The sequence below is a fragment of the Variovorax sp. CF313 genome (genome assembly GCF_000282635.1).
In the GTDB taxonomy this organism is placed as follows: domain Bacteria; phylum Pseudomonadota; class Gammaproteobacteria; order Burkholderiales; family Burkholderiaceae_C; genus Variovorax.
Genome location: NZ_AKIW01000114.1, coordinates 1 through 16,689, shown reverse-complemented (window position 1 = coordinate 16,689; position 16,689 = coordinate 1). Strand labels below are relative to the sequence as shown.

The window sequence follows — 16,689 nt, the reverse complement described above, 5'->3', positions numbered from 1 at the left end:
CGCCGCTAACACATCGCTCACCTTCGCCTCAGTCTGGCTGCCTAGAGTGCGTTCAGGTCCTGCCACGCGCAGTTCGCGCGTGCCGGGTGACCGGAGACAACCTGTCCTCAGGAGAGCAAGTCATGCGCATTTCTTTCAAGCTACTCGCCGTCGGTTCCTTCGCTGCGCTGGCCGCGATGGGCGCCGTCACCGCATCGGCCGAGACCACCGATGGCTCGGACTTCCATCCGCTGCAAATGAATTCGCCAGAGAATCCCGAAGTCCAGTCCGGCGCGATGGCCGCGGCCCGTCCGAGCGGCACCGAAGCCGTCGGCCAGTCGACCAGCGCACCCGCCATGAACTCGACGCTGCCGGTGGCCGACGTCCAGGCCGGCGCCTATGCGGCGTCGCATGCGACCGGCACCGAGCCGATCGGGCAGTCGACCTCGCTGCCGATGGTGAAGTCGGGCAGCGGCAGCTGAAGTAGAAGCTGCACCGCCGCCACTGACGACGATCAGTCGTCGTTGCCGCTGCTGAGCAGTGCGCGGTAGATCACTGCGCCGATGATGGCGCCCGCGATGGGTGCCGCCCAGAACAGCCACAGTTCCGACACGGCATAGGACGGACCGAACAGGGCCGGCCCGGTGCTGCGTGCCGGATTGACCGAGGTGTTGGTCACCGGGATCGAGATCAGGTGGATCAGTGTGAGGCACAGGCCGATGGCCAGGCCCGCGAAGCCGCCGGCCGCGCGCCGGGCGGTGGACCCGAGGATCACGATCAGGAACACGGCCGTCATCACCACTTCGCACAGCAGCGCGGCCGTCATGCCGTACTTGCCTGGCGAGTGTTCGCCAAAACCGTTGGTGGCGAAGCCGCCGATGTCCGCGCCCGGCTTGCCCGTGGCGATGAGATAGAGCACGCCGGCCGCCGCGATGGCGCCGAGCACCTGCGCCACGATGTAGCCCGCGAGCTGCGAGGCCTTGAAGCGGCCCGCAGCCGCGAGGCCGATCGACACCGCCGGGTTGAAGTGCCCCCCCGAGATCGGGCCCAGTGCATAGGCCCCTGTCACCACCGTGAGGCCGAAGGCAAGAGAGACTCCGAGCAGGCCGATGCCGACACCCGGGAAGGCCGCGGCCAGAACTGCGCTTCCGCAGCCTCCAAGCGTGAGCCAGAAAGTACCAATGAACTCCGCGGACCATTTTTTGTAGGTACTGTGTTCCATAAATTCCATTCTTAAGTTGCGAAAACGCGCAGGGCACGAGCCCAGGCGCGGGCGGATTCTAGGAACGGCCGGAGGGGGCGTCGAGCACGTCTTTTGCACTAGTGCGACCTATTCACGGATGGCTCGGTTTTTGTGCAATTGCGCGATCGCGTTGCGTTTTCGAAAGGCCTTGTCTTCAAGGCGTTCAGAGCGTTACGACGACCTTTCCGAACGCTCCGCGTTCGAGGTGATCGAGCGCAGCGGGCAGAGCGTCGAATCCGTACCGCGCAGCGATCACCGGCTTGAGTGCATTCGCGTCGACGGCGCGCACCAGGTCCTCCAGCGCGCGCCGGTGGCCCACGCCGATGCCCTGCACCGTCACGCGGCCCAGCACCATTGCGTAGAAGGAAGCGCCCAGCGTCTCGCCGCCGAGCATGCCGATGATCGACACGCGCCCGCCCTGCTTCACGGCCTGCAGCGAGCGGTCGAGGTTGGGGCCGCTCGCGAGTTCGAGCACGTGATCTGCGCCGCGCCCGCGGGTGAGCCGGCGCACTTCGGCGGGCCAGTCGCCATCGTCGCGCGCCAGCACGTGCGTGGCGCCGAGTGCGAGCGCCTGTGCGCGCTTGTCCTCGCTGCCCGTGACCACGATGGCTTGCGCGCCATGCAGCCGCGCGAGCTGCAGTCCGAACAGCGCGACACCGCCGGTGCCGTGGATCAACACGGTCTCGCCGGCGCGCAGCCCACCGGTCTCGGCCAGTGCGAACCACGCTGTGAGGCCCGCGCACGGCAGCGTGCTCGCTTCGGTCAGGCTCAGCGTGGTGGGTGCGGCCACGGCCCAGGCCGCGTCGATCAGCACATGCGACGCCAGCATGCCCGGGCCCGGGCCGCCCAACAGCGTGGTGTCGGCGTGCCAGTGGCTGTCGATCCAGCCGCCCCAGAAGGTGTTGACCACGCGGTCGCCCACGGCGAAGCGGGTCACGCCGCGGCCGGCGGCCACCACGGTGCCGGCCATGTCCGAGCCGGGCGTGAAGGGAAGGTCGAGCGACATGCCCATGCCGTCGCGAATCATCAGCAGGTCGCGGTAGTTGAGTGCAACCGCACCGACCTTCACCAGGATCTGGCCCGCGCCCGGCGTGGGCATCGGCGCTTCGGCTTGTGCGAGGTGGGTGCGGCCCAGCCGGGGCAGTTGCCAGCGGCGCAGGGTGTCGGGTTCTTGCATTGAAAGGCTCCACGAATGACAGGGAGCCGTCATGCTATTGAGGATGCGAGGTATCCGGTGGTGGATAATTTTCTCTTCACTGGTGCTTGAAAGTATCCAATGGGACAGCGTCTCCAAGGCATCGAAGAGTTCGTCGCAGCGGTCGAGGCCGGCAGCTTCGCGCTGGCGGCGCAGCGCCTGCATGTCACCCGCTCGGCGGTCGCCAAGAGCATCGCGCGCCTCGAGGCGCGGCTGAACACGCGGCTGTTTCTGCGCACCACGCGCAGCCAGAGCCTCACCGAGGAAGGCCACGGCTACTACGAGCGCTGCCGGCGCGTGCTGGACGAACTCGATGCGGCGCAAGCGCTGACCGATGTGGCGCGCAGCACCGCGACCGGCGTCGTGCGGATCAGCATGCCGGCGATGCTCGGCCGGCTCAAGGTCGGCCCGTTGCTGCTGGCACTGGCGCGGCAACATCCGCAGCTGTCGCTCGAACTCGCGTTCAACGACCGGCGCGTGGACCTCGTGGAAGAGGGGCTCGACCTCGCGATCCGCAGCGGCGAACTGGCCGACAGCGCGGAGCTGGTCGCGCGGCCGGTGGGCACGCAGTGGATGGCACTGTGCGCCGCGCCGGCCTACCTGGCCGAGCGCGGGCGCCCCGCGAACATCGGCGACCTGATGAAGGAACCGCACGAGGCCGTGCTCTATGCGCGCGACGGGCTGGTCTCGTCCTGGCGCTTCCACGATGCCGGGGGTCGGCTCGTCGACCTGACGCCGCCGTCGCGGCTGCGCTGCGACAGCGCCGAAGTGCTGCTCGAGGCCGCCGTCGGCGGCATGGGCCTCGCACGACTGCCGGCCTGGCTCGCGGCCGATGCGCTCGCGGCCGGCACGCTGGTGCGCGTGTTCGACGAGCCGCAGCCCTTCGGCTTCGCGCTGCACGTGATCCGCTCGCGCAGCCGCTACCTGCCGCTGAAGACGCGCGTGGTGACCGACTGGCTGGCCGAGCACCTGCCGCCGCTGCTGGCCGCGCGCTGAACGCCCGCGGGCGCTATCCTGCGCCTTCGAAGAACCACGAGGAGACCCGCGCATGCACCCCATCCGACACATTGCCGCTGCCGCATGCGTTGCGGCAACGGCCCTCCTGGGCGCACCGAACGCCGCGGCGCAGGGCACCGTCAACGCGCTGTGCAGCACCGACGCCGGCTGGTGCGAGGCGGCCGCCACCGCCTTCACGCGCGAGACCGGGATCAAGGTGCAGCAGGCGCACAAGGGCACCGGCGAGATCGGCGCGCAACTGCGCGCGGAAGCCGCCAACCCCAAGACCGACATCTGGTGGGGCGGCACCGGCGACCCGTTCCTGCAGGCGGCCGAGCAGGGCCTGCTCGAACCCTATCGCCCGGCCTACATCAACGACCTGCACGACTGGGCGGTGCGGCAGTACGCGCTGTCGCAGAACATGGTGGGCGGCTTCTACACGAGCGCCATCGGCTTCGGCTTCAACACCGACCTGCTGAAGAAAAAGAAGCTGCGCGAGCCGAAGTGCTGGGCCGATCTGGTCAGGCCCGAGTACAAGGGCGAGATCGAGATCTCGCACCCGGCCTCCAGCGGCACGGCCTACACCATCATTGCGGGCCTGGTGCAGCAGATGGGCGAGGACGCGGCCTTCGAGTACCTGAAGAAGCTGCATCGCAACATCACCAGCTATACCCGCAGCGGGCAGGCGCAGGCGCCCAACGTGGCCAAGGGGGAAGTGGCCATCGGCGTGAGCTTCATCTTCGGCTTCGAGCGCTGGCGCTACGACAAATTTCCCGTGAAGACCGCCGCGCCCTGCGAAGGCACGGGCTACGAGGTCGGCGGCATCGCGCTCGTGAAGGGCGCGCGCAACAAGGAGAACGCAAAGCGCTACTACGACTGGCTCATGAGCCCGGCGGGCCAGGCCATCGGTGGAACCGTCGGCAGCCTGCAGTCGCCGGCCAACAAGACCTTCAAGCCGGACCCCCGCATCCCCTCGATGGCCGACGTGAAGCTCATCAAGTACGACTTCGAGAAATACGGAAAGGCGGCCGAGCGCAAGCGGCTGATCGACCGCTGGACGCGCGAAGTCGAGTCGCAGCCGCGGTAGGCCGTTCGCAGGAGCCTGTTGTTTTCCCGGACACAGGCCCCAGATCACGAATTTGGCGAGCCCGGCCCGATCCTGGCGGCTGGACTTAGAATTTTTTGTTCGATATCTTTTTCCCCCATGGCTGACTCCTCCAACACCAAACTCCCGTTCCAGGCCGAAGTCGCGCAACTGCTGCACCTCGTCACGCATGCGCTCTACTCGAACAAGGAAATCTTCCTGCGCGAGCTGATCTCGAACGCGTCGGACGCATGCGACAAGCTGCGCTTCGAGGCGCTCGACCATCCCGAGCTGTACGAAGACCAGCCCGAGCTCGACGTGCGCCTGTCGTTCGACAAGGCCGCGCGCACGCTCACGATCACCGACAAGGGCATCGGCCTGTCGCGCCAGGAGGCCATCGACAACCTCGGCACCATCGCCAAGAGCGGCACCAAGGACTTCATGAGCCGCCTGAGCGGCGACCAGAAGGCCGACGCGCAGTTGATCGGCCAGTTCGGCGTGGGCTTCTACTCGGGCTTCATCGTGGCCGACAAGATCACGGTCGAATCGCGCCGCGCGGGCCTGCCGGCCGACCAGGGCGTGCGCTGGGCCAGCGGCGGCGCCGGCGACTTCGAGGTGGCCGACATCACGCGCGCCGCGCGCGGCACCAGCATCACGCTGCATCTGCGCGACGACGCCGACGAATACCTCAACGCCTGGAAGATCAAGCAGATCGTCGGCAAGTACTCCGACCACATCTCCCTGCCCATCCTGATGGAAAAGGAAGAGTGGAAAGAGGGCGAGAACGACCAGCCCGGCGACATGGTGAAGACCGGCGAGTGGGAAACCGTCAACAAGGCCAACGCCCTGTGGAGCCGCCCCAAGAAGGACATCACCACCGAGCAGTACGAGGAGTTCTACAAGAGCATCAGCCACGACTACGAGGCACCGCTCGCCTGGAGCCACAACCGCGTGGAAGGCAGCACCGAGTACACGCAGCTGCTCTACATTCCGGCCAAGGCCCCGTTCGACCTCTGGAACCGCGAGAAGAGCGCGGGCGTGAAGCTCTACGTGAAGCGCGTCTTCATCATGGACGACGCCGAGGCGCTGATGCCCAGCTACCTGCGCTTCGTGAAGGGCGTGATCGACTCGGCCGACCTGCCGCTCAACGTGAGCCGCGAACTGCTGCAGGAAAGCCGCGACGTGAAGGCGATCCGCGAAGGCAGCACCAAGCGCGTGCTCGGCATGCTGGAAGACCTGGCGAAGAAGCAGAAGACCGCGCCCGAGAGCGGCGAGGGCAAGATCGACGTGGGCTCGGGCGAATCGGTGCCCGCGCCCGAGCCGACCGAGGCAGTGACCGACGTGGTCGACAAGAACGCGCCGACCGCCGCTGAAGCCGCCGTTGCGGCCGCCGACGAATCGGGCAAGTACGCCAAGTTCTACGCCGAGTTCGGCGCCGTGCTCAAGGAAGGCCTGGGCGAAGACTTCGGCAACCGCGACCGCATCGCCAAGCTGCTGCGCTATGCCTCCACCACCACCGATGCGGTGAGCGTGAGCTTCGCCGACTACAAGGCGCGCATGAAGGAAGGCCAGGACGCGATCTACTACATCACGGCCGACACACTCGCCGCCGCGAAGAACAGCCCGCAGCTCGAGGTCTTCAAGAAGAAGGGCATCGAGGTGCTGCTCATGACCGATCGCGTCGATGAGTGGGCGCTGAACTACCTCAACGAATTCGACGGCACGCCGCTGCAGAGCGTGGCCAAGGGCGCGGTCGACCTCGGCAAGCTGCAGGACGAGTCCGAGAAGAAGGCCGCCGAGGAAGCCGCCGAGTCGTTCAAGCCCATGCTCGAGAAGCTCAAGGAAGCCCTCAAGGACAAGGCCGAGGACGTTCGCGTGACCACGCGCTTGGTCGACTCGCCCGCCTGCCTCGTGGTGCAGGACGGCGGCATGAGCACGCAGCTCGCGCGCATGCTCAAGCAGGCCGGCCAGCCCGCGCCCGAGTTGAAGCCGGTGCTCGAAGTGAACGCCGAGCATCCGCTGGTGAAGAAGCTCGAAGGCTCCTCGCACTTCGACGACCTCGCGAACATCCTGTTCGACCAGGCGCTGCTCGCCGAAGGCGGGCTGCCGGCCGATCCTGCCGCGTACGTGAGGCGCGTCAACGCGCTGCTGGTGTGAACACCCGGCCGCGCGTCCTTCGCGCAGCGGCGGTCGTTCCGGCCGCGCTGCTGTTGCTTCTGACGGGCGGCTGTTCGCACTATCACATCGGCATTCCGCTGGTGCCCGGGCTCTCGCTCGGGCTGGGCGCCACCAAGGACGGCAATTTCTCGGTGGGGCTCAACACCGGCTTCGGTCCGCTCGGCGCCGGCGTGGCCGTCAACAACGGCGGGCAGGTGTCGGGCTCGGCCGGCGTGGGCGTCGGGGTGGGGCCGGTGGGCGCGGGGGTCAGCAAGGGCACGGTGCTCTACGACCCCAAGGCGGCGCCGGCGGGCACCGTGGCGCCGGGCGCGGTGGCCGCCGCACCGGCTCCTGCACCCGCCCAGCCCGTCCAGCCCGTGCCACCGATCGCGTCCGCTGCGCCCGCCGCAGCGGCCAGGGCGCCTCTCGTCAAGATCGCACGGCCGCCGCCGGAGCCCCAGGCGCCGGCCGTGAACGTCACCTACCGCACGCCGGTCGCTGCGCCAGGCTCGCTGCGCGAAGCAGGCACGCCCGGCAATCCCGTCGCCCCCTGAGGCGCGGCGCGGCAAGGCCTCGAGACCAGCAGGGCCGCCCGAACCCGGCCTAACATCGAGCCGGAGACGCCCCGCCCATGACTCGCCGCCCGCTGCTGCATTTCCTGGCCGTGGCCGCCCTTGCGGCGGCGGCGCTGCCCCGCGCGGCGAAGGCGCAGCCGGCCTATCCCGTCAAGCCCATCCGCTGGATCGTTCCGTACCCCGCCGGGGCCGGGGCCGACATCGTCGCGCGCACCATCGGCACCCAGCTCGCCATCGACGCGGGCCAGCCGGTGACCATCGAGAACCGCGCGGGCGGCAACACCGCGCTTGGCGCTGTCGAGGCCGCGCGCGCGCCGGCCGACGGCTACACGCTGCTGTCGGCCGACAACGGCACGCTGGTGTTCAACCCGGCGCTGTACCGCAACCTCAGCTACAACCCTTCGCGCGACTTTGCGCCCGTCACCCTGCTGGGGCGGCTGCCGATGGTGCTGCTGGTCGGCCCGTCCAGCGGCGTGAAGGACGCGCGGGCCTTCATCGACGATGCACGGGCCTTTCCCGGCAAGGTCAGCTTCGCCTCGGCCGGCACCGGCAGCCCGCAGCACCTTGCGATGGAGCTGCTCGAGCGGCAGGCCGGGCTGCAGATGGTGCACGTGCCCTACCGCGGTACCGCGCCTGCGCTGGCCGACGTGGCCGGCGGCCAGCTGCCGGTGATGATGTGCGACCTGGCCGCGTCACGCCGCTTCATCCAGAGCGGCAAGCTGCGCGCGCTCGCGGTGGCGCATCCCACGCGCCTCGCGCAACTGCCCGGCGTGCCGACCTTTGCCGAGCTTGGCATGCCGCGGGTGGAGGCCGCCGCGCTCATGGGGCTGGTGGTGCCGGCCAATACGCCGGGCGAGATCGTGGCGCGGCTGCAGCGATCGGTGGCCAGCGCCATCCACAATCCCTCCGTGCAGCGCAAGCTCGCCGAGTTCGGCGTCGAGCCCGTGGGCGACGCACCCGCGCAGTTCGCGGCGCTGCTGCAGGGAGAGTCGGCGCGCTGGCATCCGTTGATCCGCGACCTCAACCTGTCGCTGGACTGAAGCCTGCAAGGCTTGCCCTTTACGCCATCTTTGCGCAGGCGCGGCGCCTTTCTCACGGCGGGCTAAGAGTCGCTGCCTAGATTGGCGCATCGCACAGAAAAGGTCGGCGAGACGGCTTGCAAAAGGGCAGGCCGGTCCTCCCGAGGCCCATGACCACTCGCCGGTTCCATCAAGTCATTCTTGCGGACGACTTCTTCCGCTCTCCTGCCAACGGGCTTCAGCACCACGCGGCCAACCGGCGCTTCCTGCGGGGCTTTTTCGACACCGCGCTGGGCCGGCTGGGCCTGCCGGTGCGCGAGATCGCGCCGCTGTCCGACGGCGGCGATATCGACGTCGCGCGCCTCATGAAGAGGCTGGAACTTCCCTGCACCCCGGCCGGCTGGGCGCGCGCCTGCATCGCCGACCTGCTGCCGCTGGCCGGGCGCGAAGGCCTGCCGATGCTCGAACCCGGTTGCCTCGTGATCGGCTGGGGCCTCACGCCCGCGCTGCAGCACTTCATCGACGGCAGCGGTGCGAGCTACCTCGACATCGAGATCGATCCGCGCCGCTTCACGGAGCACCTGCACTTCTGCGCGCGCACCAACGACCCGGCCATCGAGGCAGCGCTGCGAGCGCTCCGCGTGGACGAAGAGCTGTTCTGGAACCACGCGAGCGCGCTCCAGGGCCGCTTCGCGCGCCACGGCATGGCTTCGCTGTTCGATGCGCGCTTGCGCGTGGGGCTGTTCTTCGGCCAGAGCCTGGTCGACCTGTCACTGGTCAGCGGCGGGCGCACCATGCATCCGGCCGGCGTGATCGCGCCGCTGCGCGAACTGGCGAGCGGCGTGGACCTGCTGGTCATCAAGCCGCACCCTTACGAGCCCGCACTGCACGATCTGGCGCCCATCGCGCGCGCCATTCCCAACGTGGCGTGGACGCAGGGGAACACCTACGCGCTGCTGTCGGCGGCCAACGTGCACTTCGCCTCCAGCCTGTCGTCGAGCGTGCTGACCGAGGCGCGCTACTTCCGCAAGCCCGCCCACGCGCTGATCTGCGCCGACCGCAGCGCGGCCGCATTGCTGCCCGCAGCCTGCTCGGACTGGATGCCGGTGGGCGCCGCGCTGGGGTCGATGGACTTCATGGCGGCGGCTTGCGGCATGAGCGGCGTCAACGGCGATGCCGCGCCGAAGCTCTTCCCGGCCTGGCCGGCGGCGGCGATCGATCGCGCCTTCCTGCTGCGCTGGGGCCTCGACGACCAGGCCCACGGCCTGCCGGAAGTGGCCGAGGTGCAGCCGGGCCGCCCCTATCTGTTCCACCCCGGCAGCCCCGCGACGAGCTGGCTGAGCCACGGCTGGTCGGGCTTCGATGGCGAGGGCGCGCGCAGCGAGGGCGAACTGGCCTGCCTCGTCGTGCCGCTGCCCGCGCTGCCGCACCCGCAGCCGCACCGCGTCGAGGTGCGCATCGATTACCGCAGCAATGCCAAGGCCACCGGTGTTCACGCCATGTTCGACGGCGTGGTGCTGCCCGGCCAGCGCGTCACGGGCGCGCGGCGGCGCAGCCTGGTGTTCGAGATCCACCCGGTAGCGGGGCGCAAGTGCCTGGTGCTGCAATTCGTCGTCGCCGGCACCGGGCCCGGCGGCAGCGCGCGCCGGGGCGCAGTGCGACCGGCCTTCACGCTCAGGAAGCTGCAGGTGTCGCTGCGCATGGGCCGGGGCGTGATCTCGGCACCGCCGCAGGCCAGGCCCGCACGGTGGTCCGAGATGTCCCCGGTGCGCGCGATGACGCGTGCATTCCGCGCGCTGGTCGATTCGGCGCGCGGGGTCACCGGGTAGCCGGCGCGCCCGCCAGGCGCAACAGCAGCGCGACCCAATGCTGCAGCCGGTCGATGGCCGCTTGGCGACCCTCGACGGCATGCGATGCATCCGTCGGAGTGGCGCGCAGCTCGCTGGCCGCAGCAGCCACGGCCCGCGCGAACTTCGGGGCATCGCCGCGCCACACCACCACGCGGTGCGCCAGGCCGAGTTGTGCCGCGCGGCCCGCGTTGATCGCCTGCTCGGGCTGGTCGGTCAGCAGCAGCAGGATCGGCTTGCGGTAGACCGCCGCGATGGACAGCGCCGCCATGCCTGGCGCAGAGACGATGAAGGCGCTGTGCGCGGCCGCCTCGATCCAGCGCTCGTCGCGCGCATGCCAGTGCGGCCGGTGGGCGTAGCCTTCGCCGACGAAGTGCGCGGGCAGGCCCGCGTCGGCGAGGCCCTGTTCGAGGCCGTCGGCCAATGCCGGGTCCCTGAAATGCGGGTTGAGGTACACGGCGGCGGCATGCTCCGCGGCATCGCTCCGGTCCACGGCGTCCACCACCGCGACGGGTGTGGCCAGCCGGTGGCGGCCATGCCCGTCGTGCTGCGGCTCGCCGTACGCGAAGTCGTGCTCGATGCGCGCGAGGCTGCGGTCGATCTGCCACGCCACGATGCCGCCGAACAGCTTCGCGACGGCGTCCGGCATGCGGCCCTTGAAGTTGGTTTCGAGCGCGCGCCGCAGGCTGGCGCCGTACACGTGCACCACCTTGCGCCGCCAGAACGGCAGCCAGCCCATCAGCAGCAGCGCGGGGTGGAAAGAGTCGTTCACCACCAGGTCGGCATCGCGGAAATGCGCACGCAGCCGCCACACGTCGCGCAGCATGCGCTCGGGCCGGAACATGTAGTGCGCCACGTTGCGGTCGGTCTCGCGGCGCAGCATGTTCTGCTGCGCGTCGAACTGCACCGCATAGTGGGGCGAAAGCACCGGCGCATCGATGCCGAAGCCGGCGAGGAAGCGCGCGCCTTCGTCGGACGTGGTGAGCACCTGCACCTGCGCGCCGGCCGCGCGCAGCGCATGCGCAAGCAGCTGCGCGCGCATCAGGTGGCCGCGCGCGTCCGCGGTCGCGAGGTAGAGGATGCGCGGCGGCATCGCTCAGGCGTGGTGCCGGACGGGCCGCGCTGCGCCGGGGCGCAGCCGCAGCGCCATGCCGGCGAGCCACATGCCGGCCGCGCCGGTGATGCCGAAGCCGCGCTCGGTGTCGCGCACCTCGCGCATCAGCTGCACGAGCCGCGCCTGCTCGTGCGGCGCCACGCAGCGCTGCAGCGTGCGGCTGCACAGGCGGATGTGGCGATCCTCGTCGGCCAGCACGCGCGACAGCAGCGGGTGCAGCGCATGCTGCGAGCCGATCAGCGCGCAATGGCGCTGCAGGATGCGCGAAGCCATCTGCTCGGCCGCGAGGCCGATGGCATAGGCCGGCACCAGCCCGCCGTGCGCGAAGTGCGGTGCATGGCGGCGAATGAGCGCCTGCCAGCGCGCGAGCTTGCGGCGGCTGAACCAGTCGGGCTGCGGCGCCTCTTCGGGCGATGCGGCGGCCAGCGCACTGCCGCCGCGCTCGACGATGGCTTCGGCGAACAGGCGCGCATGCAATTGCTCGTCGGCCAGGTGCTGGTCGAGCTGGCGCACCAGCCACTCGGGCGGGGCGATGCGCAGCTCGCGCTGCAGCGCCTGCTCGGACGATTCCTCGCCCACGAGGTAGAAGCGCAGCAGCAGCATCTCGCCCGCGTTGCTCGCGTGCAGCTGGCGCAACGCGGCGCGCTTGACGTGGTGCACGAGGCGCGCCTGCAGGGCGGGCCAGCCGCGCAACGAAGGCGGGGCGAGGCAATCGAAGCCGGGCGCGGCGCCGACCGGGTCAGCGGCCATTGGCCCCGGCCTTCGCGGGCTGCTGCTGTTGCTGCCAACCCAGCACCAGCCCGATGAAGCTGTCCTGCAGGAAGGCGCGCGCGGCGGCGTCGGCGCCTGCGAACTCGCGCTGCTGGCCGTCGTAGCGCACGTAGCCCTTGCCGTTGACAGCGCCGAGCACCAGCTTCTCGTTCTTGTGGAAGCCGCGCTGCAGCAGCGGCTGAAGCAGCGACTGCGATTCGAGCCCGTACAGGAACAGGTCGCGCTGCACCACCTGGCGCGGAATCTGGCCGCTCAGGGCCTGCAGCTCCAGTGTCCAGTTGCCCTGCTGCATGGCCTCGGCCAGCTCGCGCCCCTTGGCGCCCGGTGCGCGAAAGCGTGCGCGCGCCACCGACTTCGAGGCCTTGCCCAGGCCGAGGCCGATGGTGATGTCGGCATCCTTTGCGCCATCGGTGCGGTTGTCGTCGACCTGCACCAGCACGTTGGCCAGTCGCGCGGTCAGCGAAGGCCTGGCCAGCGCCGCGACGACCTGGTCGGCCGTGAGCACCACGCGCTCGGCGTTGTTCGCCTCGCTCACGACCACCTGATAGGGGTCGATCCTGATGTCGCTGAACTCGTCGCCGACGGGCGAGTGCGCATGGCTGCTCACCGACCAGTCGCTGCCCGAGCGGCTCAGCAGCGCATGGAAGGTCAGCGGCACGCGCTGGCCGTTGCGCGCCTGGCCCGAGCCCTGCAGCAGCACGTCGCCGACGATGGTCTTGCCGGCGTAGCTGCGGGTGTTGGTGAAGCGGATGGTGTGCGCGGCGCTGTCGAGCGCGGCGCGCGTGTCGGGGTCGTCGAGGGCGAGGCGGTTGCAGTCGTTGCCGGCGCCCGCGAGCGCGGCGAAGGGGCAGCCGGCTTCGGACCTGAAATTGAAGACGCCGCGGCCGGTGAAGTCGGCGGCGCTGGCAAGGGTGAAGGCGCCCGCGAGCGCGAGGCCCAGCGTCGCGCGGCGAACGGAAAGCGAAGAGAGGATGTGCATGGTCTTTGGTTGTTGTTCTTCTGGACAGCGGCGATCAGGGCCGGTGATACGAAAGCGCCTGCGCGTCGGCGTTGGTGCGGCCCGTGGTGTGCCAGCCGATGCCGCGCGCGAACGCGCCCAGCATGTCGACGGCCGAGAAGCCGAGGATGAGTGCCACGCCCGCCAGCCAGCGCAGTCCGCGCAGCGGCGGCAGGTCTTGGTGGTTCAGCGCCTTCATGCTGAAACCCAGCCGCGTGAACAGCACGCACAGCGGCCCGATCGGCCCGCTCCTGGCGAGCCACTGCCAGCGCGGCGACACATAGCTGCGCAGCAGGTGCGGCGTGAGCGAGTACGTGTCCTGTCCGCGCATCCAGCGCAGCTTGAGCGCCTCGGCGCGCGTGTCGGGCAGGCGATGTTCGGTGTGGGCCGCCGCGGCGTAGTGGATGGGCACGCCCGCCGTCTTCAGCCGCATGCCCAGCACCTGGCAGTGCGCGCGGTACACGCCGTCGAGCGCCTGGTAGCTGTGCTCTTCGAACACGTCGCGGCGGAAGGCCACGTTGTTCGCGTAGAAGTTGCTCGTTGCGCCGGCGTGGCCGGCGTTGGGAAAGTACATGAAGTCGATGGTCGTGAGCGCGGTGCCGACCACGTTCGCGGCGTAGCTGGTGCGGCCGGCCACCACGGCGGGGGCATCGGCCCGGGTGAAGGGCAGCAGCATCTGCAGCAGCCAGTCGTCGTCGGGCAGGCAGTCAGCGTCGGCGAACACCACGTGCGTGCAGCGCTGCGCATCGGTGGCCGCGAAGCCGGCGTTCTTGGCGTCATAGTAGCCGGTGCTCGCGTCGATGCGCACGAAGTCGACCGGGCGGCCCGCGAGCGCGCTCACGGCCTCGCAGGTGGCGGGGCTCAGCCCGTCGTGCGTGATGACCACCTGAGCGAGCGCGCCGAGCGGCAGCTTCTGCTTCGCCAGCAGGGCGACCAGGCGTTGCAGGCTGCTGCCCGCCCTGGCTTCGGCATCGGGTCCGCCGCGCAGGTTGTTGGTCTCCAGCACCAGAGCGCATCGCGCAGCAACTTCATCGGGCATCATCGAATTTTCCTGTCCGGACATTTGTTTTGAAGGCTTGCATCCTGCTTTTATCTCACAACCGCGCCCTCCACCAGCATCGGGCGCCATGGGCCCGCCCATGAAGGTCAGCATCTTCGGCGCCGGCTACGTGGGCCTGGGCTTCGCCGCCTGCCTGGCCGAGGCGGGCCACGAGGTGCTCTGCGCGGACACCGACCCGGCGCGCATCGAGGGCCTGCAGCGCGGCCTGATGCCGCTGCACGAGCCCGGTCTGGAGGCGTTGGTCGTCGCCGGCCTGGCCGCCGGAACACTGCGGTTCACTGCCGGCGAGCGCGACGCCTGCCTGCACGGCGACGTGCTCTTCATCGTGGTGAACACGCCGGCCGATGCCGAAGGGCGGGTCGATCTGCGGCACGTGATCGCGGTGGCGGCCGGCATCGGGCGGCACCGCGACCGAGAGGCGGTGGTCGTGTGCAAGTCGACCGCGCCCGTGGGCACGGCGGCGCAGGTCGAGGCCGTACTGAACGGCGAGCTTTCGCGGCGCGGTGTTGCGCATCGCATCGCGGTGGCCGTGAACCCGGAGTTCCTGCGCGAAGGTTCGGCCGTGCGCGACTGCCGGCAGCCCGACCGCGTGGTGATCGGCAGCGAAGACCCCTGGGCCGTCGACCTGCTGACCCGGCTCTACGCACCGTTCGTGCACGACCCCAGGCAGGTGCTCGTGATGGACCGCCGCTCGGCCGAACTGAGCAAGTACGCGGCCAATGCGATGCTCGCCACCCGCATCAGCTTCATGAACGAGATGGCACGCGTGGCCGAGCATGCGGGTGCCGACATCGAGATGGTGCGGCGTGGCATCGGCGCGGACCGCCGCATCGGGCCCGACTTCCTGCAGGCCGGCGTGGGCTATGGCGGCTCGTGCCTCGCGAAGGACGTGCGGGCGCTGACGCATGCGGCCGAACGCGACGGCCACGTGCTGCGCATCCTCTCGGCGGTCGAGGCGACGAACCACGCGCAGAAGGGCCGGTTGTTCGATCTGATGGTGCACCACTTCGAAGGCCGCATCGCCGGCAAGACCATCGCCGTGTGGGGCCTGGCCTTCAAGCCCGACACCGACGACATGCGCGACGCGCCCAGCCTCGTGCTGCTGGAGCGCCTGCGGGCGGCCGGCGCGCGCGTGCGGGCCTACGACCCGGCGGCGATGCCGAATGCGCGCAGCCTCGTCGGCGATCGCGACGATGTGCGCTGGTGCGCCACGGCGCAGGAGGCGCTGAGCGGCGCCGACGTGCTGGCGCTCGTCACGGAGTGGCCGGAGTTCCGCCGGCCCGACTTCGCGCGCATTGCGAAGGAGCTGCGCACGCCGGCCATCTTCGACGGCCGGAATCTCTACGACGCGGCCGAGGCCGAAGCCGCGGGCATCGCGTACTACGGCATCGGCCGCGGGCGATCTTCACTGTTGCGTTGAATCGCCCAGGGGAAGGAACGCCTCGCCCGGCGTGAGCGGCGCATGCCGGTAGCTTGCCGGCGTGCGGCTCAGCTTGACCGGCGCACCGATGCCGCGGTAGCCGCCGGGCATCTCGACCACCATCTCGCGGTGCAACGTGTGCGGGTGCTGGAGCGCGGCATCGACCGGCAGCACCGGCGCGGCGGGCACGCCGGCGGCCATCAGCTGCTCGACGAGCGCGCGGCCGTCGAACACGGCCATAGCCGCTTCGAGCTGCTGCTTGAGTCCGTCGCGGTGCACCGAGCGCGCGCCGGCCGTGCGATAGAGCGGATCGTCCGCCAGGTCGGGCAGGCCGATGCACCGGCACAGGCTCGCGAACTGCCGGTCGTTGCCGACCGCGACGAACACGGGATCGGTGCCGGTGGCCAGCGCGTCGTAGGGATAGATGTTCGGATGCGCATTGCCGGTGCGGCGCGGCTCGGTGCCGTCCATGAACCAGTTGGCGGCGTGCGGATGCAGCAGCGAGAGGCCGCTGTCGTACAGCGCCGCCTCCACGAACTGGCCGCGTCCGCTGCGGTTGCGCTCCTGCAGCGCGAGCAGCACGCCGATCACCGCGTTGAGGCCCGTCACCATGTCGACCACGGGCAGGCCCACGCGCAGCGGACCGCCGTCGGCCTCGCCGTTGATGCTCATGATGCCGGTCATGGCCTGCACGGCGGCGTCGTAGCCCGGCAGCGCGCCGAGCGGGCCGTCGGCGCCGAAGCCGGACACGCGGCACCACACGAGGCGCGGGAAGCGTTTCGACAGTTCTTCGTAGCCGATGCCCCAGCGCTCCATGGTGCCGGTCTTGAAGTTCTCGATCAGCACGTCGGCCTCGGCCACCAGAGCGAGCAGTGCGTCGCGGCCTTCTTCGGTCGAGAAGTCGAGGTGCTGCACGCGCTTGTTGCGGTTCAGGCCGTGGTAATACGAAGCCACGCCTTCCTTGAACGGCGGGCCCCAGGTGCGCGTGTCGTCGCCCTGCGGCGGCTCGACCTTGAGCACGTCGGCGCCATGGTCGCCGAGGATCTGGCCGCAGTAGGGGCCGCCGAGGATGCGGGAGATGTCCAAAACTCGGATGCCTGCGAGGGCGCCTTGAGGTTGCGTCATTTCGGTGTTCCTTGGATTTGTTCTGTTCGTTCGTTCGGGGCGCGTGCACAGGCCGCCGGGTACTCCCCTCCGCGAATGTCCCCCGGCCTTCGGCCTCCTCCTTTATT

At 69.9% G+C, this 16,689-nt stretch carries 15 protein-coding genes; 8 read left to right on the top strand and 7 right to left on the bottom strand.

The genetic code is table 11. From position 1 onward, the window contains the following. The first annotated feature begins 122 nt into the window (after positions 1-122). A complete protein-coding gene (locus PMI12_RS24955) occupies positions 123-461 on the top strand; it encodes a hypothetical protein (RefSeq protein ID WP_007838066.1) in 339 nt (112 codons plus the stop codon). Positions 462-493: 32 nt separating this feature from the next. Here PMI12_RS24955 and aqpZ read toward each other — a convergent pair whose 3' ends face one another. Continuing rightward, positions 494-1,201, bottom strand: coding sequence for an aquaporin Z (aqpZ, locus tag PMI12_RS24950; protein ID WP_042674266.1), 708 nt, complete (start codon positions 1,199-1,201; stop codon positions 494-496). 184 nt (positions 1,202-1,385) lie between these two features. Continuing rightward, entirely contained in the window at positions 1,386-2,399 is a 1,014-nt protein-coding gene (locus tag PMI12_RS24945; RefSeq protein WP_007838062.1) for a zinc-dependent alcohol dehydrogenase family protein, read from the bottom strand. Positions 2,400-2,498: 99 nt separating this feature from the next. On the opposite strand from PMI12_RS24945, the gene PMI12_RS24940 reads away from it, so the two are divergent. The 6 genes from PMI12_RS24940 (at position 2,499) to PMI12_RS24915 (ending at position 10,077) form a co-directional block, all read left to right on the top strand. Continuing rightward, a complete protein-coding gene (locus PMI12_RS24940) occupies positions 2,499-3,413 on the top strand; it encodes a LysR family transcriptional regulator (RefSeq protein ID WP_007838060.1) in 915 nt (304 codons plus the stop codon). 52 nt (positions 3,414-3,465) lie between these two features. Beyond that, on the top strand, positions 3,466-4,500 hold the full coding sequence (locus tag PMI12_RS24935; protein ID WP_007838058.1) for an ABC transporter substrate-binding protein: 1,035 nt from the start codon (positions 3,466-3,468) through the stop codon (positions 4,498-4,500). A gap of 117 nt (positions 4,501-4,617) precedes the next feature. Continuing rightward, complete coding sequence (htpG, locus tag PMI12_RS24930; protein ID WP_007838056.1) at positions 4,618-6,654, top strand: molecular chaperone HtpG; 2,037 nt, start codon at positions 4,618-4,620, stop codon at positions 6,652-6,654. Beyond that, a complete protein-coding gene (locus PMI12_RS24925; RefSeq protein ID WP_007838054.1) occupies positions 6,651-7,208 on the top strand; it encodes a hypothetical protein in 558 nt (185 codons plus the stop codon). The genes htpG and PMI12_RS24925 overlap by 4 nt, the downstream gene beginning before the upstream one ends. 77 nt (positions 7,209-7,285) lie before the next feature. Continuing rightward, the gene (locus tag PMI12_RS24920; protein ID WP_007838052.1) at positions 7,286-8,269 is read left to right on the top strand and encodes a Bug family tripartite tricarboxylate transporter substrate binding protein; all 984 of its coding nucleotides are present in this window, start codon (positions 7,286-7,288) and stop codon (positions 8,267-8,269) included. 149 nt (positions 8,270-8,418) lie between these two features. Beyond that, positions 8,419-10,077, top strand: a complete 1,659-nt coding sequence (locus PMI12_RS24915) for a hypothetical protein (protein WP_007838050.1) — start codon at positions 8,419-8,421, stop codon at positions 10,075-10,077. Here PMI12_RS24915 and PMI12_RS24910 read toward each other — a convergent pair. From PMI12_RS24910 to PMI12_RS24895, 4 genes are read right to left on the bottom strand one after another with little or no spacing between them, the layout of a single operon-like run. After that, positions 10,067-11,188: a hypothetical protein gene (locus PMI12_RS24910; RefSeq protein WP_007838048.1), complete on the bottom strand. Its 1,122-nt coding sequence runs from the start codon at positions 11,186-11,188 to the stop codon at positions 10,067-10,069. The genes PMI12_RS24915 and PMI12_RS24910 overlap by 11 nt on opposite strands. A gap of 3 nt (positions 11,189-11,191) precedes the next feature. Then, positions 11,192-11,959 (bottom strand): hypothetical protein, encoded by a 768-nt coding sequence (locus PMI12_RS24905; protein WP_007838046.1) that lies wholly within the window; start codon positions 11,957-11,959, stop codon positions 11,192-11,194. Further along, complete coding sequence (locus tag PMI12_RS24900) at positions 11,949-12,959, bottom strand: hypothetical protein (RefSeq protein ID WP_007838044.1); 1,011 nt, start codon at positions 12,957-12,959, stop codon at positions 11,949-11,951. Before PMI12_RS24900 ends, PMI12_RS24905 begins: the two co-directional genes overlap by 11 nt. A gap of 34 nt (positions 12,960-12,993) precedes the next feature. Then, complete coding sequence (locus PMI12_RS24895) at positions 12,994-14,019, bottom strand: glycosyltransferase (RefSeq protein WP_007838042.1); 1,026 nt, start codon at positions 14,017-14,019, stop codon at positions 12,994-12,996. 97 nt (positions 14,020-14,116) lie between these two features. Here PMI12_RS24895 and PMI12_RS24890 point away from each other — a divergent pair, with 97 nt between their 5' ends. Further along, positions 14,117-15,457 (top strand): UDP-glucose dehydrogenase family protein, encoded by a 1,341-nt coding sequence (locus PMI12_RS24890; protein WP_042674282.1) that lies wholly within the window; start codon positions 14,117-14,119, stop codon positions 15,455-15,457. On the opposite strand, the gene PMI12_RS24885 is transcribed toward PMI12_RS24890, so the two are convergent. After that, complete coding sequence (locus PMI12_RS24885; protein WP_007838038.1) at positions 15,443-16,582, bottom strand: CaiB/BaiF CoA transferase family protein; 1,140 nt, start codon at positions 16,580-16,582, stop codon at positions 15,443-15,445. The genes PMI12_RS24890 and PMI12_RS24885 overlap by 15 nt on opposite strands. Between the last annotated feature and the right edge of the window lie 107 nt (positions 16,583-16,689).

Coding starts and splice junctions, on each gene's coding strand:
- PMI12_RS24955 (WP_007838066.1), top strand. CDS start 123: ATGCGCATTTCTTTCAAGCTACTCGCCGTCGGTTCCTTCGCTGCGCTG.
- aqpZ (WP_042674266.1), bottom strand. CDS start 1,201: ATGGAACACAGTACCTACAAAAAATGGTCCGCGGAGTTCATTGGTACT.
- PMI12_RS24945 (WP_007838062.1), bottom strand. CDS start 2,399: ATGCAAGAACCCGACACCCTGCGCCGCTGGCAACTGCCCCGGCTGGGC.
- PMI12_RS24940 (WP_007838060.1), top strand. CDS start 2,499: ATGGGACAGCGTCTCCAAGGCATCGAAGAGTTCGTCGCAGCGGTCGAG.
- PMI12_RS24935 (WP_007838058.1), top strand. CDS start 3,466: ATGCACCCCATCCGACACATTGCCGCTGCCGCATGCGTTGCGGCAACG.
- htpG (WP_007838056.1), top strand. CDS start 4,618: ATGGCTGACTCCTCCAACACCAAACTCCCGTTCCAGGCCGAAGTCGCG.
- PMI12_RS24920 (WP_007838052.1), top strand. CDS start 7,286: ATGACTCGCCGCCCGCTGCTGCATTTCCTGGCCGTGGCCGCCCTTGCG.
- PMI12_RS24915 (WP_007838050.1), top strand. CDS start 8,419: ATGACCACTCGCCGGTTCCATCAAGTCATTCTTGCGGACGACTTCTTC.
- PMI12_RS24910 (WP_007838048.1), bottom strand. CDS start 11,188: ATGCCGCCGCGCATCCTCTACCTCGCGACCGCGGACGCGCGCGGCCAC.
- PMI12_RS24905 (WP_007838046.1), bottom strand. CDS start 11,959: ATGGCCGCTGACCCGGTCGGCGCCGCGCCCGGCTTCGATTGCCTCGCC.
- PMI12_RS24900 (WP_007838044.1), bottom strand. CDS start 12,959: ATGCACATCCTCTCTTCGCTTTCCGTTCGCCGCGCGACGCTGGGCCTC.
- PMI12_RS24895 (WP_007838042.1), bottom strand. CDS start 14,019: ATGATGCCCGATGAAGTTGCTGCGCGATGCGCTCTGGTGCTGGAGACC.
- PMI12_RS24890 (WP_042674282.1), top strand. CDS start 14,117: ATGAAGGTCAGCATCTTCGGCGCCGGCTACGTGGGCCTGGGCTTCGCC.
- PMI12_RS24885 (WP_007838038.1), bottom strand. CDS start 16,582: ATGACGCAACCTCAAGGCGCCCTCGCAGGCATCCGAGTTTTGGACATC.